Raw genomic sequence first — 23,055 nt, forward strand, 5'->3', positions numbered from 1 at the left:
CTCACGGCCGGCTGCTCCACCGTACGCGCAGGTCGATCAGGTGCGCGACCAGCGCGACCATCAGGAACAGCGCGATCGGCCCGGTCTGGGACGGATCGGCCAGCGCGAAGCGCAGCGCGAGGAACAGACCGGCACCGGCGCCGACTGCGGTGAACACCTGCGCGGCTGGGAGGCCGCGCCCGGTGCAGGAACGGTAAGCGAGGAGGACTGCAACCTCGAGCACCATCGCCCCGAGGATCCAGTCGATCGCGCCGCCGCTGGTGATCCAGTGGTCGAGCCAGCCGATGCCGGTATTCAGGCGCGCACCAGCCCCAGCAGATGCGCCAGGTCCTTGAAGAAGATGCGCACATGGGCCATCGGCTTCTTGCGCGTGAGCTTCTTGTTCATGTACGACTCCCAGGTCAGCTTCTGCACGTCCTTGTCGCGGCAGATCGACACGAAGCGCTCGCGCCGACGATCGGAGCTGTACCAGAACTTCTGCATGATGCCGAGCACCCAGAACACCTTGCCGTGGGCCTTCATGAAGCGCCTGCGTGCACCAGCCAGTTCGGATGCGCGGCCGGTCTCGAGAAAGGCCTGCACGGCATCGGCGGCGAAGCGGCCGCCGACCATCGCGTAGTAGATGCCTTCGCCGGACGCGGGCGCGACCACGCCGGCCGCATCGCCGGCAAGCACCACGTCGCGCTGGTTGTCCCAGCGTTTCATCGGCTTCATCGGGATCGGTGCGCCCTCGCGGCGCACGACCATCGCGCCGCCGAGGCCTGCCGCGTCGCGCAGCGCGCTGGTCGCGTTGCGCAGGGAGAAGCCGCGCAGGGCAGTGCCGGTGCCGACGCTGGTGGTCTCGCCATGCGGGAACACCCAGCCGTAGAAGTCAGGGGACAGCTTGCCCTGGTAGTAGACGTCGCAGCGCGCGGGGTCGAACTTTGGCGCCGCCGCCGCATCCGCCCCGACCGGCGAACGGACGATCTCGTGGTACGCATAGACGTACGGTGCCGGTGCCACGTCCGGCAGTGCGGTGCGCGCAACCACCGACTGTGCACCGTCGGCGCCGATGACGGCGCGTGCGCGCACTGCGTGCGTCGGCGAGGACTTGTCATCGCCCTTTGTACGGAAGTGCACGACCGCGACGCCATCGGTGCCACGATCGATGCGGTCGAAGGTACCGGTCACACGCTCTGCACCACAGGCGCGGGCACGCTCGCGCAGCCATTCATCGAAGACATCCCGGTCGACCATGCCGACGAAACCATCCTCGATCGGCATGTCGACTTCCTGGTTGCTCGGCGACACCATTCGCGCCGAGGTGACGTGGGCGACCAGCAGCGAGTCGGGGATCTCGAACTCGCGGATCAGCGCCGGGGGGATTGCGCCGCCGCACGGCTTGATGCGGCCGGCGCGGTCGATCAGCAGCACCGAACGGCCCTTGCGCGCGAGGTCGGCCGCCGCGGTGGCGCCCGAGGGCCCGCCACCGACCACGACTACATCGTAATTCGCCTGCTGCGGTGCCACCGCCCAGGCCGTTGCAGACGCGACGCGCGCTGCCCTGGATGCCGTCTCGTGCGAGCCAATCATCTTGAAACTCCCCTCGGGATCGTCAGTCGATCGTTGAGAAAACAGCTGGCGGACGCACGGTTCATCGACCGTTCAGTCCGGGTTTCAATGCGTGCGCAAGCCCGCCCTCGAACCCCTGGGCCTGCTGCGCAGGTACTGCAGTCGAAGCGGCGCTGGCCGTCATGCCGATACGTGCCGCGAGAATGGCGGCCAAGATGAACAGCACGGCCTCGATCGCGAACACCGTCGTGTAGCCGGTGACCACCGATCCGGTCGCGGCCCGGATCAGGTCGCAGAGCATGGCCCCGACGAAGCCACCTGCCCCGAACGCGATCGCCTGCGAGGCGCCCCACAGTCCCATGCGGATACCTTCGCGCGACGGTGGACCCTCCCCGGCCAGCGCCATCATCGAGCCGATCGCGGCCACCGCGAAGGCGCCGTTGCTGGCGCCGAGGAAGAACACCGTCGGCTTCAGCGGCCAGTCGCCGCCGACATGGCCCGCGACCACCAGCAGCGCGAGGGCGAGTGCCGAGCTGATGCAGCCGCCGACCGTCCAGGCCGCGAGCGAACCGAAGCGGCGGCCGCGCTTGCCGAGCGTGGTGGCGACCGCCACCAGCATCATGCCGAGCAGTACGCCGCCGTTCTGGACGCCGGCAAGCCTGGTCGACTCGCCCACCGTGTAGCCGAACACCAGGCCGGCGAACGGCTCGAGGATCAGGTCCTGCGCGCTGAAGGCGAGCATCGAGATGAACACGAACACCGTGAAGCGGCGCGCCCGGGTGTCGGCCCACACTTCGGCCAGCGCTGCCCGGAAAGCCTGCGGCGTCTGCGCGCTGCCCGGCGCCGCTGCCGCGTTGCCCGACACGATCGCGCCGGGGCGGGCCTCTATGCCGTGTACCGCTGCGAGCGTCAGCAGGAAGGCGATCGCCGCCACGCAACTGGTGATCGTCACCAGCCGCATCGGCGTGAACGGATCGAGGAAGTGGCCGACGGTGGCGGCGGTGATGATGAAGCCGACGATCATCATCATCCAGACGATGGTGGCCGCGGCACCGCGCCGCTCCGGCGCCACCTGCTTGGCCAGCAGCGTCAGCAGCGAGGTGCCGGCCGCGCCGACGCCGATGCCGATCATCAGGAAGGACACCACCGCGAGCGCGACACCCATGCCCTGATGGGTGGCCATCAGTGCGGTGGCGATCGATGCGCTGATGCCGCCCAGCGCGAGCAGGGCCATGCCGCCGATGATCCACGGCGTGCGCTGGCCGCCTACGTCGGACCCATAGCCCAGGCGCGGACGCAGCAGCTGCACGGCATAGTGCATCGCGACCAGCGCCCCGGGCAGCATCGCCGGCAGCGCGAGTTCGACCACCATCACCCGGTTCATCGTCGACGTGGTGAGCACGACGATCGCACCCAATGCGGTCTGTACCAGTCCGAGCCGGGCGATGCCCAGCCAGCCGAGTCCGTTGCCTGCGGTCGCGTTCATACGGGATCAGGCAGCCCGTGGCGCAGCGCGAAGGCGCTGACCAGCATGCCCAGGACGTAGAGGCTGACCCCGGTCGCGTTGTACCAGGGTGCCAGTTTGCGTGGATCCTTCAGCAGGCGGACCATCAGCGCGAGTTGCACCGCCAGGAAGATCGAGACGATCACCGCGTGATGCGTCTGGCCCCAGCCGGAGAACAGCAGCGCGACGACGATGAACTGCGGCAGCGCCATCACGACGCAGGCGAGGCGCGCCGCGCGTTCCGGCCCCAGGCGCACCGGCAGCGAGCCGAGCTTCATCTGACGGTCGCCCTCGACCGATTTGAAGTCGTTCAGGGTCATGATGCCGTGCGCGCCGAAGCTGTAGAGTGCGGCCAGCACGAAGATCCGCAGGTCGGGCGTGGCGCCGGCCAGCATCACGGCAGCCCCGGTGATCCACGGCAGGCCTTCGTAGCTCAGTGCAACCGCGCTGTTGCCCCACCAGCCATTCTGCTTCAGCCGGAACGGCGGTGCGCTGTACATCCATGCCAGGACCAGCCCGATCGAGGCGGCTGCGAGCACCAGCGGGCCGAGCCACCAGGCGAGCAGGAGCGACAGCAGGGTCCAGACGATCGCGATGTACAGGCCCCACTGGCCGGGGATGCGGCCGGACGGAATCGGGCGGTTCGGCTCGTTGATCGCGTCGACATGGCGGTCGAACCAGTCGTTCACCGCCTGGCTCGTCGCGCAGACCAGCGGACCGGCCAGGAGGATGCCTGCGGCGACCGTGAGCCATTTGCCGGATGCAGGCATTCCCGACGATACGGCGCCACAACCGAACGCCCACATCGGGGGGAACCAGGTGATCGGCTTGAGCAGTTCCAGGACCGCTCTGGGCGCAGGCGCATTCATCGCCAGCACACTACAAGTGGCGGCGCGAGTAGTCAACTTTAATTTACAGCTCTACTGTAAACCTGATCGACAACCTCGGGAAATGTCGGGATTCCGCCATTCCCGAAACTCAGGCATCCGGTGCCAGGTCGCCCAATCCGTAGCGCCGGAGCTTCACGTAAAGGCTCTGCCGGCTCAGCCCGAGCATTTCGGCGGCCGAGGCGCGATTGTCGCCGGTGAGCTCGAGCGCGGCTTCAATACACAGGCGTTCGATCACGTCGGTGGTCTCGCGCACCAGTTCTTTCAGCGAGACCCGGCCGACGAGTTCAGTCAGTTGCTCGACCGAGCGCGGCAACGAATGGTTGCTGCGGTTCTCTGCCACCGGACGGCGCATGATGTTCCTCACCGTGAACCCGAGGCAGGGCGGCTCCGTGTTCGGCGCGGACACCGCCGAGATCTCGATTTCCGTGTTCGTACCGTACTCGCCACGCAGCGTAGTAGCGAACATGCGCACCGAGCCGTGCTGCTTGAGGTTGGCGAGCAGCACGTTGAGGTCGACGCCGGGTCGCCCCAGCCATCGCTCGATCGATTCGCCGCGCGCCTGCTCTTCGGTGGCGAGCTGTACCACGTCGAGGAAGGCACGGTTCGCGGTCAGGATGCGCCCTTCGACGTCCGTGACCACGAAACCGTCGGGAAGAGTATCGACAATGTCGGACAGCCTGGTTTGTGCACGCGGCATCGGACCACCTCCCGATTCGGTGGTTATGGGGGACAGACGGACCAGGAACAGTGACGCGTTGTCCTGGCGGAACATCGACGTGCTGACCATGAACTCGCGCCGGCCTTCCAGCAGCCGCACGCGAACTTCGTCAGCGCTGCCTGCGGCGCGCACGGCCGCGAGGAGCGACTGCAGGGCCTGCGTGCTGGGTGCATCGAAACCTTCTGGGAACGGGCGGCCGACCAGCCGGCGCGCGGTCTCCTCGAGCAGTTGCGCCGCAGCCGGATTGGCCTCGACCACCCGCTGCGTGCCGGCGTCGACGATCAGGACGGCCTCGGCAGCCATCTGGAACAGCAGCCGGTAGCGGGTCTCGGCATGGCGCAGGCGCAGGTAATCGCGTTCCATCGACTGCTGGACGTCGAGCAGCTTCTGCTGCAGCGTGGCGATGGAACGCAGGTTGCGGCCGACCGCGATCACCCGTCCCTTGGTTCCGACCTGGACGGCCGAGTAGAGCATCGGCATTTCGTCGCCGCGGCTCGACGTCTGGTTCACGTGGCGCCACCGGGCCGGTGCCTTGCTGCCGGCATCGCGCAGCATCTCTTCGACCTTGCGGCGGCTTTCTGCGGTCACCGTGTCGACCCACGGCTGGCCGATCCAGTCGGCATAGCCCTCGGCCGCGAGTTCGTCGCTGCCCACGGCCAGGTCGCGGATCACCCCGCCGACGTCGATCACCAGCGCGACATCGGTCGCGACCGCAATGAGCGCTGCCGCCGCCTCGGCGTCGAGTTCGCCAAGGGAACGTTTCGGAGACCGGAACTGCCGTGCTGCCTCGACTGCCAAGTTCAAGACTCCCTGGAACTGCCGCCCTGCTGCACTATCCGCAACGGGCAAGCAACCCGATCATGCTGTGCGCCTGAAGCACCGCCTGACGTCCGTCATTGGCGGTGGTATCGGCGCCCACACGTGCAACCAAGTCGGGATGCTCGATGAACAATGGGCCGCCGACCATCACGCCGACACCCCGGTTGCGCGAGGCCTTGCGGATCGCGTGAATCGTGGTCGCGAGCACGTCGAGGTGACGTTCTCCCGATAATGAAAGTCCGACGACGTCGAACCAGCGGCCGCGTACGTTGTCGACCGGATCCGTCCCTGCCTCGCTGGAGTCGTCGTGAACCTGCCAGCCGGCGCGGCGGAAGAACTCCGCCACCATGTTGAGTCCGAAACTGTGCTGTTCGCCGGGTGTCTGGCGCAGCAGTACGCGATGCGGCGGCTCTGCCGTACGCGGCGGGATCGCATTTGCCATGCCTACCTCGTGCATGACTTCCTGCAGCCGCCACAGACCGATCGTCACGTCGGTGAACGAACACACATCGGCTTCCCACATCTCGCCGGTCCTGCGTGCCGCCGTGCTCAGCAGGTCGAGGTAGATCGATTCCAGCGACACTCCCCCGTGGATGAGCGCGCGGACCAGAAGAAGCGCCGCTTCCGTGTCCTGCGTCATCACGGCGTGGACCAGCGCGTCTACCTGTTCGGACTCTATCTGGCGAGTGGACGCACCGGACGCGGAGACGAGTTCCTGGCCGCGGGCGGCGTGGGCGAGCATCAGGCGGGGAATGATTTCCCCCTCGATGGTACGCACCAGGCCGGCGATACGTCGTTCGCTGGCGTCGGTCGATCCCGACCCATGGCGGGACAGTACGTCGAACGCCTCGCCCGCATGGACCTGCTCCCGCACCTGCCCGCCTTCGTAGTCCCGATCGTTGTCGTCACTTCGCGCGCCTGTCATCGACCCCTCCGTCTCTCGCACCCGCGCAGTCCGATCAAGGCCGCGCAACGGTATTTGCCCATTCCCATCACGGGAACCCACTTCCGACGATGTTTCAGCGTCGATACCGACAGTGTCCAGTTCACGAGACGCTGCCTGTCCGGGCTGATTATTCTGTCGAGCGAACGGGTTTCTTCCCGACGTTCGGGCCGGACGAATGCTGGATCCGGAACCCACACGATACGCCAGTGGCGCGAGAGGTCAAATGAGAACAAATCGGCTTTACACTTGTCAAGCACTTTAGACGTAACTAAAAGTTGACATCGCATTGCGACGCGTCTAGATTGCCGTTAAACAGCGCCCGGAACCGGGCATCCAGACGCGGAGAAACCAGATGCGGGAAGCAGGGGACGGGGGGCGGGTCGAAGCATGAGCGCGCTCGTCCACACGACTGCCGGTCTGTACACCGCCGAGGAGCGCCGCCGCCGCGACGCGTCTCCGTGGACGCTGGTGCAGGGCGTGCTCGCCCCGGTCCAGTTCCTGGTCTTCCTGGTGAGCCTCGGCCTGGTGCTGCGCTACCTGGCCACCGGCGAGGGCTACGAGATCGCCGTGGTCTCGATCGTCGTGAAGACCCTGACCCTCTACGCGATCATGATCACCGGCGCGATCTGGGAGAAGGTCGTGTTCGGCGTGTATCTGTTTGCCCGCCCGTTCTTCTGGGAAGACGTATTCAGCATGGCCGTGCTGGCGCTGCACACGGCCTACCTGGTCGCGCTGGCTACCGGTGCGCTCGGCCCGCGCGAACTGATGCTGCTGGCGCTTGTTGCCTACGTCACCTACGTGATCAATGCCGGCCAGTTTGTCCTGAAGTTGCGCGCCGCGCGCATGCAGGCTGCGAAAGAGGGTGAGCAATCGCTCACTCAGCACGGATCGATGACGGTAGCTGGGAGTCTGGCGAAATGACCGACCTCAGCGTCCTGCCCTTGTCGCAGGCCGGATGTGCGTCCGCTGCGCCGGCGAAACGCACGATCCCGGTGCTGCGCGAGCGCGGCCAGCGCGAGGTGTTCTGCGGACTCACCGGAATCGTCTGGCTGCACCGGAAGATGCAGGACGCCTTCTTCCTGGTCGTCGGCTCGCGCACCTGCGCGCACCTGATCCAGTCGGCTGCCGGCGTCATGATCTTCGCCGAGCCGCGCTTCGGCACCGCGATCCTGAGCGATCGCGACCTGGCCGGCCTGGCCGACGCCAACGACGAACTCGACCGCATCTGCGTCGAACTGATGGCCCGTCGCCCCGACATCGGCACGCTGTTCCTGGTCGGATCCTGCCCGTCCGAAGTGATCAAGCTAGATCTTGCGAAGGCTGCCGAGCGCCTGAACGCGCAATTGTTTCCGAAGGTACGCGTGCTGAACTACTCCGGTTCCGGCATCGAGACCACCTTCACCCAGGGTGAAGACGCGGCACTGCGCGCGATGGTTCCGGTGCTGCCGAAGGACGACGCGTCGCAGCTGCTGGTGGTCGGATGCGTCGCCGACGTGGTCGAAGACCAGTTCCGACGGGTACTCGAGCAGCTGGGTATCGGCCCGGTCGCCTTCTTCCCGGCCCGCCGCGCTGCGGATCTGCCGTCGGTGGGTGCCGGCACGCGGCTCCTGCTGGCGCAGCCGTTCAACGGCGAGACCGTGCGTGCGCTGGGTGCGCGCGGTGCCGAGCTGATCCAGGCGCCATATCCGCTGGGCGCCGAGGGCACCACCGCCTGGCTCGCCGCGGCGGCAGCTGCCTGGGGCGTCGCGAAGGACCGGTTCGACGAGGTCACCCGGCCGCTGATCGAACGTTCCAACCGCGCGCTTGAACGCTATCGTCCGCGCCTCGCCGGGAAATCGGTGTTCCTGATGCCCGATTCCCAGCTCGAGATTCCGATCGCACGCTTCCTGTCGCGCGAGATGGGCATGACCCTGGTCGAGGTCGGTACGCCCTACCTCGACCGGCAGATGGTCGCCGCCGAGCTCGACCTGCTGCCTGAGGACTTCGTCCTGTCCGAAGGCCAGCACCTCGACCTGCAGCTCGAGCGGGTCCGTGCCGCACGCCCGGACATCACCGTCTGCGGGCTGGGCCTCGCCAACCCGCTCGAGGCCGAGGGCCTGAGCACGAAATGGTCGATCGAACTGGTGTTCACTCCGATCCACGGCTACGACCAGGCCGCGGACCTCGCCGAAGTTTTCGTGCGCCCGCTAGAGCGGCGCAGCCGACTGACTGTCTGAGCCCGCGATGCAACTGACCCTGTGGACCTACGAAGGCCCCCCGCATGTCGGTGCGATGCGCGTCGCCACCTCGATGCGCGACGTGCACTACGTGCTGCATGCACCGCAAGGCGATACCTACGCCGACCTGCTGTTCACGATGATCGAGCGCCAGGACAAGCGTCCGCCGGTGAGCTACACCACGTTCCAGGCGCGCGACCTCGGCGGCAGCACCGCCGACATGGTCAAGGTTGCCGTCGCCGAGGCGTTCGAGCGCTACCAGCCGACGGCGATGCTGGTCGGTGAATCGTGCACGGCAGAGCTGCTGCAGGATCAGGCCGGCCATCTGGGAGAGTCGCTCGGCTTGCCGGTCCCGGTGGTGCCGCTGGAGTTGCCGGCGTACTCGAAGAAGGAACACTGGGGCGCTGCAGAGACCTTCTACCAGCTGGCGCGAACACTGCTCGCCGACCGCATCCCCGCGCCCGGTGCCGTGCGCGCGGCGCGCGCCGAGGGCGTGCGTCCGAAGGCGAACCTGCTCGGGCCGACGGTGCTCGGGTTCCGTTGCCGCGACGACGTCGTCGAGATCACCCGGTTGCTCGGCGAGCTCGGCATCGACGTCAACGTGGTTGCGCCGCTGGGCGCCTCGCCGGACGACCTCAAGCGCCTGCCCGACGCCGACTTCAATGTCTGCCTGTATCCGGAAGTGTCGCGCACGCTGTCGTCGTGGCTGCAACGTACCTTCGGCATGCCGTATGCCAGGACCACGCCGATGGGCATCAATGGCACCCGGGCCTTCGTCGCCGAAGTGGCTGCGCTGGCTGGTGTCAGCGCCGACCCGGTGCTGTCGCGCGAACACCCGGGCGTGGCTTCGCTCGCCGGGTCGCAGTCGCGCATGGCCTGGTATGCCCGTTCGGTCGACTCGACCTACCTGACCGGCAAGCGGGTGTTCGTCTTTGGCGACGCGACCCACGTCGTGGCGGCGGCGCGCATCGCGTCCGAAGAGATGGGCTTCACCGTCGTCGGCCTCGGCACCTTCTGCCGCGAGTTCGCGCGCGAGGTTCGCGAGGCGGCGAAGCTCTACGGCGTCGACGCCCTGATCACCGACGACTACCTGGAAGTCGAGAAGGCGATCGGCGACTGCGCGCCGGAACTGGTGCTCGGCACGCAGATGGAGCGCCACATCGCCAAACGGCTGGGCATCGCCTGTTCGGTCATATCGGTGCCGATCCACGTACAGGATGTACCGGCACGATACAGCCCGGTATTCGGCTTCGAAGGCGCGAACGTGCTGTTCGACAGCTGGGTTCATCCGCTGGTGATGGGCCTCGAGGAACACCTGCTGCAGATGTTCCGCGACGACTTCGAGTTCAACGACGGCGCGAAGCCGTCGCACCTGCCTGCCGTCGCACGGCCGGCAGGCGCGGCGGCGAGTGTCGCGGTGGCGGACGTGCAGCCTGCCGTGCCGGATGCGGCAGCGCACGCCGCAGTCGGCGCACCTGCCGCCGGGGACATCGCGCTAGCCGTCGCGGAAGCCGACCCGGTCTGGACCGGTGCCGGCGAGCTCGAGTTGAAGAAGATTCCTTTCTTCGTGCGCGGCAAGGCACGCCGGAACACCGAACGCTTCGCCCGCGAGCGCGGGCTGGCCCAGATCACGGTCGAGACGCTCTATGAAGCTAAAGCCCACTTTGGTCGCTGAAGGGCGCGCTACGCGCCTGTCACTCATCGCCGAAGGCCGCGCCAACGCGCGTGTCTCGGCCGAGGCACGCACCAGTGCAGCCGTGCCGGTGCGTGTCGTGATCGTCACGCTCGACAGCCACCTCGCCAGCGTCACCGAGCGCGCGCAGCACATCCTGCGCCGGGAACTGCCCGGGCTGGCGCTTTCGCTGCATGCAGCCTCCGAGTGGGGCGATGACCCGCAGGCGCTGGAGCGCTGCCACGCGGATATCGCGCAGGGCGACATCGTCATCGTGACGATGATGTTCATGGAAGACCATATCAGGATGGTGATGCCGGCGCTCGCCGCGCGCCGCGAAAGCTGCGACGCGATGATCGTCTGCATGTCTGCCGGCGAGGTGATGAAGCTCACCCGAGTGGGGCGCTTCGACATGAGCAAGCCAGCCAGCGGCCCGATGGCCCTGCTGAAGAAGCTGCGCGGATCGAGCGCGGGCAAGGATGGCGAGAACAACCGCGCCAACGCGGGTGGGCGCGGTGCGCAGCAGATGAAGATGCTGCGCCGGCTGCCGAAGATCCTGCGTTTCATCCCGGGCACGGCACAGGACGTTCGCGCGTACTTCCTGACCCTGCAGTACTGGCTTGCCGGTTCAGACGACAACGTCGTGAACATGGTGCGTTACCTGGTCGACCGATACGCCGAGGGACCACGCACCATCCTGCGCGGCCGCGTGAACCCGCTCGCCCCCTGCGAGTACCCTGAGACCGGCGTCTACCATCCGCGGATGAAGGGGCGCATCTCCGACTCCACGGCGGGCCTGCCCAGGACGGGCGGCAAGTCGGGTACGGTCGGCGTCCTGATCATGCGGTCCTACGTGCTCGCCGGCAACGCCGGGCACTACGATGGCGTGATCGCTGCGCTGGAGGCGCAGGGCCTGCGCGTGGTGCCGGCCTTCGCCAGCGGCCTGGATGCGCGCCCGGCAATCGAAGCCTTCTTCATGCAGGATGGGCGCCCGACGATCGATGCTCTGGTCTCCCTCACCGGCTTCTCGCTGGTCGGCGGCCCGGCCTACAACGATTCGCGCGCCGCCGAGGACATGCTCGCGCAACTCGATATCCCCTACGTCGCTGCACACCCGGTCGAGTTCCAGACCCTCGAGCAGTGGGCGGTGTCCGAGCGCGGGCTGATGCCGGTCGAGAACACGATGATGGTCGCGATCCCGGAGATCGACGGGGCGACCGGCCCGATGGTGTTCGGCGGCCGCTCCAGCGCGTCCGGCCAGCCGTGCAACGGCTGCGACCGGCACTGCACGTTCTCCACCACCGAGCAGTCGCGCGACATGCACGTTTGCAGCGAGCGTGCCGAGCGGCTGGCGGCACGCGTGGGCAAGCTGGTCGCCCTGCGTCGCACTGCGCGCAGCGAGCGCAAGGTCGGCATCGTGCTGTTCAACTTCCCGCCGAACGCGGCGAACCTCGGCACGGCAGCCTTCCTCGCCGTGTTCGAATCGCTCCACCACACGCTGCGCGGCATGCGCGAGGCCGGCTACACGGTCGAGCTGCCGGCGAGCGTCGACGAGCTGCGCGACAGGATCATCCATGGCAATGCGCAGCGCTTCGGCGCCGACGCGAATGTGCACGCACGCATCAGCGCGGACGACCATGTGAAGCGCGAGCGCTACCTCAACGAGATCGAGCGCCAGTGGGGCCCCGCGCCGGGCCGCGCACAGAGTGACGGCGCCTCGATCTTCGTGCTGGGCGAGCGCTTCGGCAACGTGTTTGTCGGCGTGCAGCCCTCGTTCGGCTACGAGGGCGATCCGATGCGCCTGCTGTTCGAAAAGGGATTCGCCCCCACGCATGCGTTCTCGGCGTTCTACCGCTTCATGCGCGAGGACTTCGGCGCGCATGCACTGCTGCACTTCGGTACCCACGGCGCGCTCGAGTTCATGCCGGGCAAGCACAGCGGCCTGTCGGCTGCCTGCTGGCCCGACCGCCTGCTCGGCGAACTGCCCGATCTGTACCTCTATGCCGCCAACAACCCGTCGGAAGGCACGATCGCCAAGCGCCGTGCAGCCGCCACCCTCCTGAGCTACATGACGCCGCCGGTGGCCAATGCGGGCCTGTACCGCGGCCTGGTCGACCTGAAGGCCTCGATAGAGCAGTGGCGCGCGCTGCCGCCGGAAGCGGCTGTGCAGGCCGCCGACCTGGCGACGCTGATTCAGGCCCAGGCTGCCGGGCTCGACCTCGCGCCCGCCGAGCCGCAGTGGCTCGGAAGTGCCGAGTCCGAGATCACGCGCCTCGGACGGCAGGTGCTGGAACTCGAACAGACCTGGATACCGCACGGGCTGCATGTCGTCGGCCAGGTGCCGTCCGAAGCCGAGCGCGTCGACCTGCTGATGGCCGTGGCCGAAGCGGCACATGGTGCGCATCCCTCGCGCGTCGCGCTCGAGGCGATGGTGCGGGAGGCAGGACCCAACCAGCGCAAGGCCGGCAAGGACGCCGATGCGGCCGACCGCCTGATCATCGACCGCAGCGTGGCGGCGGCACTGAAGGTGACCGCCGATGCCGACATCGCGGTCGAGACGCTCTACCGCGAACTGGCGGTGACCGACCAGCTGCTCGCGCGCGACTACGAAGTGCCGGCGATCGTCCACGCTCTGGACGGTGGCTTCGTGCGCCCGGCTCCCGGCGGTGACCTGCTGCGCACGCCGGGGATCATGCCGACCGGCCGCAACGTCCATGGCTTCGATCCGTTCCGCCTGCCCAGTACGTTCGCGGTCCAGGACGGAGCGCGGCAGGCAGCGCGCATTCTTGCGCGCCACATCGATGCCGGCAACCCGTTCCCGGAATCCATCGCAATGGTGCTCTGGGGTACCGACAACCTGAAGAGCGAGGGTGCCCCGATCGGCCAGGCGCTCGCCCTGATCGGTGCCCGCCCGCGCTTTGACAGCTACGGTCGCCTCACCGGTGCCGAACTGATCCCTTTGGCCGAGCTCGGTCGTCCGCGCATCGACGTCGTGATGACCCTGTCGGGCATCTTCCGCGACCTGCTTCCGCTGCAGACGCGGCTGCTGGCCGAGGCATCGTTCCTGGCCGCCTCGGCCGACGAGCCGGACGACCTCAACTTCGTGCGCCGGCATGCAGTCGCCTACCAGAAGGCCAACGGCTGCGACCTGGAGACCGCCGCGCTGCGCGTGTTCAGCAACGCCGACGGCGCGTACGGGTCCAACGTCAACCTCCTGATCGACAACAGCCGCTGGGAAGACGAAGACGAACTGGCCGAGACCTACACCCGGCGCAAGAGCTTCGCCTATGGGCGCAGCGGCCGGCCGGTGCCGCAGGCGGCGCTGCTCAAGAGCGTGCTGTCCGATGTCGCGCTGACCTACCAGAACCTGGAGTCGGTCGAACTGGGTGTGACCACGCAGGACACCTACTTCGACACGCTGGGGGGCATCAGCAAGGCGGTGCAGCGCGCGCAGGGCGGCCATGCCGTGCCGGTCTACATCGGCGACCAGACACGCGGCGACGGCGTGGTGCGCACACTGGCCGAGCAGGTCTCGCTCGAGGCGCGCACCCGGATGCTCAATCCGAAATGGTACGAAGGCCTCCTGCAGCATGGCTACGAAGGTGTTCGCCAGATCGAAGAGCATGTGAAGAACACGATGGGCTGGTCCGCGACGACCGGCCAGGTGGCACCCTGGGTGTACCAGCAGATCACCCAGACTTTCCTGCTCGACCCCGAGATGCGCGAACGCCTCGCGCAGCTCAACCCGACCGCCTCGGCGAAGGTGGCGAATCGTCTGCTGGAGGCGCATGCGCGCAGCTACTGGCAGCCGGATGAAGCGACGCTCGATGCACTGCGCCGCGCCGGAGAGGAACTCGAAGACCGCGTCGAAGGCATAGGCCTCGGCGCAGCGGCCTGACCCGGGCCGGCAGCAAACAACCCGCACGCAGCGCGGGCCCTGGGGCCCGCAGGAGGAGAGGAATCCATGGACACCGTCACCGTACCGCTGAGCGCACTCAAGACACGCAACTCGAAGACCGTACCGTCGCGTGCCGACGGCGAGGGTAGCGTCCAGGTGCAGATGGACCCGAACATCAAGCTGGGTACCGCGAAGGTGTTCGCGGTATACGGCAAGGGTGGCATCGGCAAGAGCACGACCTCGTCCAACCTCTCGGTCGCGTTCTCGAAGATCGGCAAGCGCGTGCTGCAGATCGGCTGCGACCCCAAGCACGACTCGACCTTCACCCTGACCAAGTGCCTGGTGCCGACCGTGATCGACGTGCTCGAGTCGGTCGAGTTCCATGCAGAGGAACTGCGCACTGAAGACTTCGTGTTCCCGGGCTACAACGGCGTGATGTGCGTCGAGGCAGGTGGCCCGCCGGCCGGCACCGGCTGCGGCGGCTACGTGGTCGGCCAGACCGTGAAGCTGCTGAAGGAACACCACCTGCTCGAGGACACCGACGTGGTGATCTTCGACGTGCTCGGCGACGTGGTCTGCGGCGGCTTTGCGGCGCCGCTGCAGCATGCCGACCGTGCGCTGATCGTCACCGCCAACGACTTCGATTCGATCTTCGCGATGAACCGGATCATCGGCGCGATCCAGGCGAAGTCGAAGAACTACAACGTGCGGCTCGGCGGCGTGATCGCCAACCGCAGCGATGCGACCGACCAGATCGACAAGTTCAACGACGTCGTGGGCCTCAAGACCATGGCGCGCTTTCCGGCGCTCGACGTGATCCGCAAGAGCCGCCTGAAGAAGTCGACCCTCTTCGAGATGGACGCCACGCCCGAAGTCGAAGCGGTGCAGCAGGAGTACCTGCGCCTGGCCGCGCAGCTCTGGCAGGGCACCGATCCGCTGGTCGCCACGCCGATGCGTGACCGCGACATCTTCGATCTGCTCGGCTTCGATTGACCGAGGGCGAGACGACCATGAGCCTTGCGAGTTCCTACCAGCAGCGGCGCGGACAGATCGAGACCTACTTCGATCGAACCGCGGTGCAGGCGTGGGCGCGGCTGACCTCCGATGCGCCGGTGAGCGGCGTGCGGGCTAAAGTGCGTGCCGGACGCGACGAGATGCGCAGCACCCTGCTCGGCTGGCTGCCGGCAGACCTGACCGGACGCCGGCTGCTCGACGCCGGCTGCGGCACCGGCGCACTCGCAGTCGAAGCCGCCCGCCGTGGCGCTGAAGTCGTGGCAATAGACCTCTCGCCGACGCTGGTCGGCCTGGCCCGTGAGCGCCTGCCGGCCGATATCGCCGAACGAAACCGCTCCGGCGGTGGCAGTGGCACGATCGACTTCCGCTCCGGCGACATGCTCGACCCGGCGCTCGGCTCGTTCGACCATGTGGTCGGCATGGATTCGGTCATCCATTACGACAACGACGACGTCATCTCGGTCCTGGCGGCACTGGCCGAGCGCACGTCGAGGTCGATGGTGTTCACTTTTGCACCGCGTACCCCGCTGCTGACCATGCTGATCGGCGTCGGCAAGCTGTTCCCGCGCGGCGACCGATCGCCGATGATCGAGCCGGTATCCGAACGGCGCCTGCGCCGTGCGGTGGCGACCGATCCGGCACTTGCCGGCTGGCAGAACGGCCGCACCCGGCGCATCTCCCGAAGCTTCTACATTTCCCAGGCAATGGAGCTGGTGCGCGCATGACTTCCGCGTCGCTCGCCCAGCGTGCCTACGGCCTGAGCCGAAAGCTCGCGCCGAACTGGCAGACGCTCGGGCCGCGCTTCATGCCGTTCGCCGATGCGGCGACCGCAGACCTGCCCCTGTCGCGACTGCTGCGGCTGTCGCTGTTCCAGGTTTCCGTCGGCATCGCGATCGCGCTGCTGGTGGGCACGCTGAACCGGGTGATGATCGTCGAACTGGGCGTGGGCGCCTGGCTGGTCGCGCTGATGGTGTCGCTGCCGGTCCTGGTCGCACCGTTGCGCGCCCTGGTCGGCTTCCGATCCGATACCCATCGCTCGGCGCTCGGCTGGCGCCGGGTGCCGTATGTCTGGATGGGCTCGTGCCTCCAGTTCGGCGGGCTGGCGATCATGCCGTTCGCACTGTTGCTCCTGACCGGCCGCGGCGAGCCGGGTTCGATCTGGCTTGGCCACATCGGTGCGGCGGCGGCGTTCCTGATGGTCGGGGCCGGCGTACAGACCACCCAGACCGCCGGCCTCGCGCTGGCCACCGACCTTGCGTCGGCGGAGACCCGGCCGCGCGTGGTCGCACTGATGTACGTGATGCTGCTGGCGGGCATGGTCGGTGCCGGCGTCGTCTACAGCGTGGCGCTCGCGAACTTCTCCGAGACCCGCCTGGTGCAGGTGATCCAGAGTGCTGCGGTGCTCAGCGTGCTGCTGAACGTTGTCGCCCTGTGGAAGCAGGAGCCGCGCGATCCGGGCCGCAACCGCGACCGCACGGCCGATGCGCCCGGCTTCCGCGCGACCTGGCGGATGTTCATCGCGCAGCCGCAGGCGCGCCGCTTCCTGTGGACCGTCGGCCTGGGCACGATGGCGTTCAACATGCAGGACATCGTGCTCGAACCCTACGGTGCCGAAGTGCTGAATCTGTCGGTCGGTGCCACCTCCGGGTTGACCGCGGTGCTCGCCGGCGGCTCCCTCGCCGCCTTCGCGCTGGCCGCTCGTGTGCTGACCCGCGGCGCGGACGCGATGCGCGTGGCCGCCTTCGGTGCCGTGCTCGGGCTTCCGGCGTTCGCCGCCGTCGTGTTCTCGGCGCCGCTCGAGTCCCCGCTGCTGTTCCGGGCGGGCACCCTCCTGATCGGATTCGGAGGCGGATTGTTCGCGGTCGGCACGTTGTGCGCGGCGATGGGCATGGAGCGCCGCGAGCATGTCGGCCTCGCCCTCGGCGCATGGGGTGCCGTTCAAGCGACCTGCGCGGGGGTCGCCATCGCACTCGGCGGCGCGATCCGGGACGTGGTCTCGTATGTCGCCACCCAGGGCCTTCTGGGCGAGGCGCTGATGAGCACCACCACCGGATACAGCTTCGTCTGGCACATCGAGATCTATCTGCTGTTTGCAACGCTGATCGCGCTCGGGCCCCTCGTCCGGCCGGTTGGCAAAACCCGCCGCGAGGCGGCATCGAAGTTCGGAATGGCCGGCTTGCCCGGCTGATCGAAGCAGTCATCACCCGAAGCGGAACGTCCGCAACAAGGAGAGCGAAACATGGGAACCGGCGCCATAACGCAATACGTCGACGTCGCGCAGCTCGTGCTGTATATGTTCTGGGCATTCTTCTTCGGCCTGATCTACTACCTGATCCGCGAGAACCATCGCGAAGGCTATCCGATGGAGACCGACGGCCACTCGCGCGGCACCATCACCGGCTGGCCGGTACCGGATCCGAAGACCTACCTGATGGCGGACGGGTCGACGGTCGTCGTGCCGAATCCGGACAAGAAGGAACCGGCTATCAGTGCCGAGCCGAACCATTCGTGGATCGGCGCGCCGCTGGTGCCGACCGGCAATCCGCTGCTGGCCGGCGTCGGTCCCGGTGCCTACGCGCAGCGTGCCGACGTACCCGAGCCCGACGAACACGGCAAGCCGAAGATCGTTCCGCTGCGCACGGCAGAAGGCTTCGCCATCGCGCGCCAGGACCGCGATCCGCGTGGCATGCAGGTCATCGGTGCCGACGGCGTGGCCGGTGGTGTCGTCAAGGATCTCTGGGTCGACCGCATGGAGATGGCTTTCCGCTTCCTCGAGATCGAAGTGCCGGGTGCCGCACGCAACGTGCTGATCCCCATGCTGTTCGTACGCATCGGCCGCGACAGCGTGAAGGTCGAGGCGGTACTCGGTGCACAGATCGCGCAGGCACCGGTGACGCGCCATCCCGACCTGATCACCATGCTCGAGGACGAGAAGATCAGCGCGTTCTACGGCGCGGGCACCCTGTACGCGACTCCCGACCGCGCGGAAGCCCTGCTATGAGCAACAGCCGCGACGCATACAACGGGCACGAGCACGAACTCGAGCCGCAGTTCGGGCTGCCGGAGCCGTTGCCCGCCTCCGAGCGCATCCTCTGGCAGGCATCGCCGCAATGGCGTGGGGTGGCGTTGCGCGTGTTCCATGTGCGCAAGCTTGCCGTGTACTTCGCGCTGATCCTCGCCTTGCGCGGCGTGCTGCTGGTGTCGGACGGCGCGGCGGTCGGCGATGCCCTCATCGATCTGTTGTGGCTCGCGCCCGTTCCCTTGTTCGCGCTGGCCATGCTCGCTTCGCTTGCCTGGATGACCAGCCGGACAACGGTCTACACCCTGACCGACAAGCGGCTGGTGATGCGCATCGGCATCGTGCTCACGCTGACCTTCAACCTGCCGCTGCGCACCCTGCGCAACGCCGACCTGCGGCTCGACCGGGACGGCAGCGGGGACATCGCGGTGCTGCTGCCGGCGTCCGACCACATCGGCTACCTGAACCTCTGGCCGCATGCCCGTCCGTGGCGCATGAGGCACCCGGAGCCGATGCTGCGCAGCGTACCCGATGCGGCTGCCGTCGCAGGGCTGCTGGTACAGGCCTGGTCGGCGGCCACCGGTGCCGCCGCCACCGGCAGCGCAGCCACGACGGCGCCTGTGGCGATACAGGCTGCCGCCGCCGCACCGCGCCGGACCCCGGCGCCGCAAGTCGGCACCGCTGGCGCCCTGCCGGCGCATTGATCCCAGAACCGCACGAACAGGCTGCCCCGAATGAGCGAAGTCTCCGTACATGACCAGGTCCCGCGCGGTGCGCTGGTGGGCGTCGGCATCCTGCTGGCGGTGTCCCTGGTCGCGGTCACGGCCGTCCGCGTATCGGGCATCGACATGCGCGTGCCGGATGCCGAAGCGGTGGTGACCCGCGACCTGCGCTTCGAAGATACCCCCGCAGGCGGTGTCGCCGTGATCGATGCCGCAACCGGTCGGGTGATCGAGTCGTTCACCGGCGAGCAGGGCTTCCTGCGCGGGACGCTGCGCGCGATGGCGCGCGAGCGCAAGGCGCATGGGCTGGGCCCCGAGATTCCGTTCCAGCTGATCGGCCGCAAGGACGGACGCCTTACCCTGATCGACAACGCCACCGGTGCCCGGATCGACCTCGAGTCGTTCGGCCCGACCAACGCCGGGGTGTTCGCCCGCCTGCTTGCCGACAACGGGACATCGGCGCGCGACGTCGCGCCGCCGCAGAGCGCACCCCTGGCCACGCAGCCCGTGCGCCCGTAAATCCAGGAGACCTACGATGGAAACCACAGCACCCGTCATCACCTCCGGCCTCGAAGCGACCCGCCTGGCGGAAGTCAGCACGATGCTCAGCCCGCGCTTCTACACCACCGACTTCGACGCGATGAACCGCATGGACGTCTCGCTGGTGCGCGCCGAATGGGACAAGCTGATGCTGGAGTTCGAGGGCGACAACAACATCGACCACTTCAAGCGTACGCCCGAGTTCACCTCCGAGATCCGCGACCTGCCGGACCCGCTGCAGCGCGAGTTCCTCGATTTCCTGATTTCGTCGGTGACCTCCGAGTTCTCCGGTTGCGTGCTGTACAAGGAAATCGAGAAGAACGTCACCAACCCGGACATCAAGAAGCTGATGCATTACATGGCCCGCGACGAGTCGCGCCATGCCGGGTTCATCAACATGTCGCTCAAGGATTTCGGCGTCGCGGTAGACCTCGGCTTCCTGAAGCGCGAAAAGAAGTACACCTACTTCCGGCCGAAGTTCATCCTCTACGCGACGTACCTGTCCGAGAAGATCGGCTACGCCCGCTACATTTCGATCTTCCGCCAGCTCGAGCGCCATCCCGAGCACCGGTTCCACCCCATCTTCAAATGGTTCGAGCGCTGGTGCAACGACGAGTTCCGCCATGGCGAGTCGCTCGCGCTTCTGATGCGCGCCGACCCGAAGCTGCTGACCGGCCTGAACAAGCTCTGGATCCGCTTCTTCCTTGTCGCGGTGTACGCGACGATGTACGTGCGCGACCACACCCGCGAAGAACTGCACCACGCGCTCGGCCTCGACTCGACCGAGTACGACTTCCAGGTGTTCCGGATCACCTCGGAGATCGCCCGGCAGGTATTCCCGATCGAACTGGACATCGATGACCCGCGTTTCCGAAGCGGGCTCGAGGCCCTGTGCCGAATCAGCGCAGCCAACGAGCGCGCGAAGGCGCAGGGCGGGCTGCTCGGCAAGGTCAAGCAGGCGGCGTGCGCGGTCCGTGCAGCTGGCATGTTCGCGCGCCTCTACCTTCTCCCGGTCAAGCGCAATGCGATGCCCGACCGGGTCCTGATGGCACCGGCCTGGTAGGCGCGCCAGCGCCCGATCGACCGGCAAGGCTCGTGCTGAATGACTGAACTGATCCTCCCCGCGCTGTATGCCATGTTCGTCTGGTGGTTCACCACCGGGCTGATCGTCTGGCTCGACGGCTTGCCTGTGTCGACCTATCGCTGGTCGATGGCGGGCGCTACGATCGTCGGCATTGCCGCGCTGTATGCACTTTCGCAGACTGCCTATGACCCGACGGTCGCGGGCGCGTACTGTGCGTTCACCAGCGCAGTGCTGGTCTGGGGCTGGATCGAGGTCGCCTTCCTGATGGGCTTCGTGACAGGGCCCCGCCGCGAGCCCTCGCCACCGGGCGCCAGCGATTACCAGCGCTTCCGCCATGCCGTGGGTGCGATCCTGCACCACGAGCTGTTCATCCTCGCGGCCGGCGTGGCGGTGGTGGTGGTCACGCTGGATGCACCGAACCAGACCGGGACGTGGACGTTCATGATCCTGTGGGCGATGCGCCTGTCGGCCAAGCTCAACCTGTTCCTCGGCGTGCGCAACCGCGGCGAGGACTTCCTGCCCGAGAAGATGCGCCACATCGACAGCTACTTCGCGCGCCGGTCCGTCAACCTGCTGTTCCCGGTGGCGGTGACCGCTGCGACCGCGCTTGCCGCCGTCCTCTGGGCTCGTGCCGCGATGCCCTACACCCCCGGCTTCGATGTGGCGAAGAACGTGCTTGCCGCGACGCTGCTTTCGCTGGCCATCCTCGAACACTGGTTCATGGTGCTGCCACTGTCGTCGACGGCCCTCTGGAAATGGGCGATGCGCAATCGGCGCAAGCCCGAGTCCGCGCCGCCTTCATCCATCGGCCGGATCGATCTGGCCCCCCTGCCGCTGAAGACAGCAGATTGAAGAGCCGATGAAATCGTTCCTTGCCCGTGCCGCCACCGGCGGCGTCAAGACGCCGCTCGCACCCGACGGGCCCGGGCTTGTCCTGCCCGGTACCCCGGTACCAGCCGGGGCGCCGACCGCGATCGTGATAGGCAGCGGCTTCGGCGGGCTGGCTGCCGCGGTACGGCTGTCCTGCCGCGGCTACGCGGTGACCGTGCTCGAGAAGCTCGATGCGCCGGGCGGCCGCGCCTACGTGCACCGGCAGGACGGCTTTACCTTCGACGCGGGGCCGACGATCGTCACCGCCCCATTCATGCTCGAAGAACTGTGGGCGATGTGCGGCCGGCGCCTGTCCGACGACGTCGAACTGAAGGCGCTCGATCCGTTCTACCGGATCCGCTTCGTCGACGGTACCCACTTCGATTACAGCGGCGACCCGGTGAAGATGCGTGCGGAGGTGGCTCGCCTGAGCCCGGGCGACGCCGATGGCTATGACCGCTTCATCGTGGAAGCCGAGCATTGCTACCGCCTGGGCTTCGAGGAACTGGGCAGCGTGGCCTACGACAACGTCGGCACCCTGCTTGCCGCGGTGCCGTCGCTGGTGCGCATGCGCGGCTGGCGCACGATGTTCTCGATGGTCGCGCATTACCTGAAGGACCCTCGCCTGCAGGCCGCGTTCAGCCTGCAGACGCTGCTGATCGGCGGCAATCCGTTCTCCGTGACCTGCGTGTACAGCCTCATCAACGCCCTCGAGCGGCGTGCCGGCGTGCACTGGGCGATGGGCGGTACCGGCTCGCTGGTTCGCGGTCTGGTCGGGCTGTTCGAAGGGCGCGGCGGCAGGATCCGCTATGGTGCGCAGGTGAAGCGCATCTCCATCGAGGGCGGCCGCGCGACCGGGGTCGAACTCGAGGGTGGCGAGCGGCTTCGTTCGGACATCGTCGTGTCCAACGCCGACATGGCCTGGACCTATCGCCACCTGGTCGAGCCACAGCATCGCCGGCACTGGACCGACCGCCGGATCGATCGCGGCCGCTACTCGATGAGCCTGTTCGTCTGGTACTTCGGCGTCAAGCGAACCTACCCCGACGTGCCTCACCACATGATGCTGCTGGGCCCGCGCTACAAGGAACTGCTCGACGACATCTTCCGCAAGCACAAGCTCGCGGACGATTTCAGCCTGTACCTGCACCGGCCCACCGCCACCGACGCATCGATGGCACCGCCCGGCTGCGATGCGTTCTATGCACTGGCGCCCGTTCCGCATCTCGACAGCGGCACCGACTGGCCGGCCTTCGCCGAGACCTATCGCTCGCGCATCGCCGAACTGCTCGACCGCACCGTGCTGCCGGGTTTCGAGCGCGACATCGTCACCTCGCGCATCACGACGCCCCAGGATTTCCAGGACCGCCTCCTTTCGTACAAGGGTGCGGCGTTCGGCCTCGAGCCCGTGCTGCTGCAGAGCGCCTGGTTCCGGCCGCACAACCGCAGCGAAGACGTACAGCATCTTTATCTCGTTGGCGCCGGGACGCATCCCGGGGCCGGTGTCCCGGGTGTACTGATGTCGGCCAAGGCGCTCGACTCGGTAGTGCCCGACCCAGACCGGATTGCGAGGGTCCATGCCTGATACCGCG

19 protein-coding genes are annotated in these 23,055 nt (G+C 67.5%); 13 read left to right on the forward strand and 6 right to left on the reverse strand.

Features of this window, described 5'->3' with window-relative positions:
• Window position 1: 1 nt before the first annotated feature.
• From ING98_08595 to ING98_08620, 6 genes are all read right to left on the reverse strand, one after another.
• Window positions 2-226, reverse strand: coding sequence for a hypothetical protein (locus ING98_08595; protein ID MCA3101917.1), 225 nt, complete (start codon window positions 224-226; stop codon window positions 2-4).
• 68 nt (window positions 227-294) lie between these two features.
• Entirely contained in the window at window positions 295-1,572 is a 1,278-nt protein-coding gene (locus tag ING98_08600) for a geranylgeranyl diphosphate reductase (GenBank protein ID MCA3101918.1), read from the reverse strand.
• A gap of 61 nt (window positions 1,573-1,633) precedes the next feature.
• Complete coding sequence (locus tag ING98_08605) at window positions 1,634-3,037, reverse strand: BCD family MFS transporter (protein MCA3101919.1); 1,404 nt, start codon at window positions 3,035-3,037, stop codon at window positions 1,634-1,636.
• Window positions 3,034-3,924 (reverse strand): chlorophyll synthase ChlG, encoded by an 891-nt coding sequence (chlG, locus tag ING98_08610; GenBank protein ID MCA3101920.1) that lies wholly within the window; start codon window positions 3,922-3,924, stop codon window positions 3,034-3,036. Before chlG ends, ING98_08605 begins: the two co-directional genes overlap by 4 nt.
• A gap of 109 nt (window positions 3,925-4,033) precedes the next feature.
• On the reverse strand, window positions 4,034-5,461 hold the full coding sequence (gene ppsR, locus ING98_08615) for a transcriptional regulator PpsR (protein MCA3101921.1): 1,428 nt from the start codon (window positions 5,459-5,461) through the stop codon (window positions 4,034-4,036).
• 34 nt (window positions 5,462-5,495) lie between these two features.
• Complete coding sequence (locus ING98_08620) at window positions 5,496-6,623, reverse strand: cobalamin B12-binding domain-containing protein (GenBank protein ID MCA3101922.1); 1,128 nt, start codon at window positions 6,621-6,623, stop codon at window positions 5,496-5,498.
• 192 nt (window positions 6,624-6,815) lie between these two features.
• On the opposite strand from ING98_08620, the gene bchF reads away from it, so the two are divergent.
• The 13 genes from bchF (at window position 6,816) to ING98_08685 (ending at window position 23,048) form a co-directional block, all read left to right on the forward strand.
• Complete coding sequence (gene bchF / locus ING98_08625; protein ID MCA3101923.1) at window positions 6,816-7,349, forward strand: 2-vinyl bacteriochlorophyllide hydratase; 534 nt, start codon at window positions 6,816-6,818, stop codon at window positions 7,347-7,349.
• Window positions 7,346-8,644: a ferredoxin:protochlorophyllide reductase (ATP-dependent) subunit N gene (locus tag ING98_08630; protein MCA3101924.1), complete on the forward strand. Its 1,299-nt coding sequence runs from the start codon at window positions 7,346-7,348 to the stop codon at window positions 8,642-8,644. Before bchF ends, ING98_08630 begins: the two co-directional genes overlap by 4 nt.
• 7 nt (window positions 8,645-8,651) lie before the next feature.
• On the forward strand, window positions 8,652-10,319 hold the full coding sequence (locus tag ING98_08635; GenBank protein ID MCA3101925.1) for a ferredoxin:protochlorophyllide reductase (ATP-dependent) subunit B: 1,668 nt from the start codon (window positions 8,652-8,654) through the stop codon (window positions 10,317-10,319).
• Entirely contained in the window at window positions 10,291-14,214 is a 3,924-nt protein-coding gene (locus tag ING98_08640; protein MCA3101926.1) for a magnesium chelatase subunit H, read from the forward strand. The genes ING98_08635 and ING98_08640 overlap by 29 nt, the downstream gene beginning before the upstream one ends.
• Window positions 14,215-14,280: 66 nt before the next feature.
• Window positions 14,281-15,207: a ferredoxin:protochlorophyllide reductase (ATP-dependent) iron-sulfur ATP-binding protein gene (locus ING98_08645; protein ID MCA3101927.1), complete on the forward strand. Its 927-nt coding sequence runs from the start codon at window positions 14,281-14,283 to the stop codon at window positions 15,205-15,207.
• A 17-nt stretch (window positions 15,208-15,224) separates the two neighbouring features.
• Window positions 15,225-15,953 carry a magnesium protoporphyrin IX methyltransferase gene (locus tag ING98_08650; protein MCA3101928.1) on the forward strand — a complete coding sequence of 243 codons (729 nt, stop codon included), beginning with the start codon at window positions 15,225-15,227 and terminating at the stop codon, window positions 15,951-15,953.
• Complete coding sequence (locus ING98_08655) at window positions 15,950-17,416, forward strand: BCD family MFS transporter (GenBank protein MCA3101929.1); 1,467 nt, start codon at window positions 15,950-15,952, stop codon at window positions 17,414-17,416. Before ING98_08650 ends, ING98_08655 begins: the two co-directional genes overlap by 4 nt.
• Window positions 17,417-17,467: 51 nt before the next feature.
• Entirely contained in the window at window positions 17,468-18,229 is a 762-nt protein-coding gene (puhA, locus tag ING98_08660; protein MCA3101930.1) for a photosynthetic reaction center subunit H, read from the forward strand.
• Window positions 18,226-18,951: a PH domain-containing protein gene (locus ING98_08665; protein ID MCA3101931.1), complete on the forward strand. Its 726-nt coding sequence runs from the start codon at window positions 18,226-18,228 to the stop codon at window positions 18,949-18,951. The genes puhA and ING98_08665 overlap by 4 nt, the downstream gene beginning before the upstream one ends.
• Window positions 18,952-18,981: 30 nt before the next feature.
• A complete protein-coding gene (locus ING98_08670) occupies window positions 18,982-19,488 on the forward strand; it encodes a photosynthetic complex assembly protein PuhC (GenBank protein MCA3101932.1) in 507 nt (168 codons plus the stop codon).
• Window positions 19,489-19,504: 16 nt separating this feature from the next.
• Window positions 19,505-20,572, forward strand: coding sequence for a magnesium-protoporphyrin IX monomethyl ester (oxidative) cyclase (gene acsF, locus ING98_08675; GenBank protein MCA3101933.1), 1,068 nt, complete (start codon window positions 19,505-19,507; stop codon window positions 20,570-20,572).
• A gap of 39 nt (window positions 20,573-20,611) precedes the next feature.
• Window positions 20,612-21,445: a DUF3623 domain-containing protein gene (locus tag ING98_08680; GenBank protein ID MCA3101934.1), complete on the forward strand. Its 834-nt coding sequence runs from the start codon at window positions 20,612-20,614 to the stop codon at window positions 21,443-21,445.
• A 7-nt stretch (window positions 21,446-21,452) separates the two neighbouring features.
• Complete coding sequence (locus tag ING98_08685) at window positions 21,453-23,048, forward strand: phytoene desaturase (protein ID MCA3101935.1); 1,596 nt, start codon at window positions 21,453-21,455, stop codon at window positions 23,046-23,048.
• Window positions 23,049-23,055 lie beyond the last annotated feature (7 nt).

It is taken from the genome of Rhodocyclaceae bacterium (assembly GCA_020248265.1).
Classification (GTDB): domain Bacteria; phylum Pseudomonadota; class Gammaproteobacteria; order Burkholderiales; family CAIKXV01; genus CAIKXV01.

Coding starts and splice junctions, on each gene's coding strand:
- ING98_08680 (MCA3101934.1), top strand. CDS start 20,612: ATGACTGAACTGATCCTCCCCGCGCTGTATGCCATGTTCGTCTGGTGG.
- acsF (MCA3101933.1), top strand. CDS start 19,505: ATGGAAACCACAGCACCCGTCATCACCTCCGGCCTCGAAGCGACCCGC.
- ING98_08650 (MCA3101928.1), top strand. CDS start 15,225: ATGAGCCTTGCGAGTTCCTACCAGCAGCGGCGCGGACAGATCGAGACC.
- ING98_08595 (MCA3101917.1), bottom strand. CDS start 226: ATGGTGCTCGAGGTTGCAGTCCTCCTCGCTTACCGTTCCTGCACCGGG.
- ING98_08605 (MCA3101919.1), bottom strand. CDS start 3,037: ATGAACGCGACCGCAGGCAACGGACTCGGCTGGCTGGGCATCGCCCGG.
- ING98_08640 (MCA3101926.1), top strand. CDS start 10,291: ATGAAGCTAAAGCCCACTTTGGTCGCTGAAGGGCGCGCTACGCGCCTG.
- ING98_08600 (MCA3101918.1), bottom strand. CDS start 1,572: ATGATTGGCTCGCACGAGACGGCATCCAGGGCAGCGCGCGTCGCGTCT.
- ING98_08670 (MCA3101932.1), top strand. CDS start 18,982: ATGAGCGAAGTCTCCGTACATGACCAGGTCCCGCGCGGTGCGCTGGTG.
- chlG (MCA3101920.1), bottom strand. CDS start 3,924: ATGAATGCGCCTGCGCCCAGAGCGGTCCTGGAACTGCTCAAGCCGATC.
- ING98_08635 (MCA3101925.1), top strand. CDS start 8,652: ATGCAACTGACCCTGTGGACCTACGAAGGCCCCCCGCATGTCGGTGCG.
- ING98_08645 (MCA3101927.1), top strand. CDS start 14,281: ATGGACACCGTCACCGTACCGCTGAGCGCACTCAAGACACGCAACTCG.
- ING98_08630 (MCA3101924.1), top strand. CDS start 7,346: ATGACCGACCTCAGCGTCCTGCCCTTGTCGCAGGCCGGATGTGCGTCC.
- bchF (MCA3101923.1), top strand. CDS start 6,816: ATGAGCGCGCTCGTCCACACGACTGCCGGTCTGTACACCGCCGAGGAG.
- puhA (MCA3101930.1), top strand. CDS start 17,468: ATGGGAACCGGCGCCATAACGCAATACGTCGACGTCGCGCAGCTCGTG.
- ING98_08685 (MCA3101935.1), top strand. CDS start 21,453: ATGAAATCGTTCCTTGCCCGTGCCGCCACCGGCGGCGTCAAGACGCCG.
- ING98_08665 (MCA3101931.1), top strand. CDS start 18,226: ATGAGCAACAGCCGCGACGCATACAACGGGCACGAGCACGAACTCGAG.
- ING98_08655 (MCA3101929.1), top strand. CDS start 15,950: ATGACTTCCGCGTCGCTCGCCCAGCGTGCCTACGGCCTGAGCCGAAAG.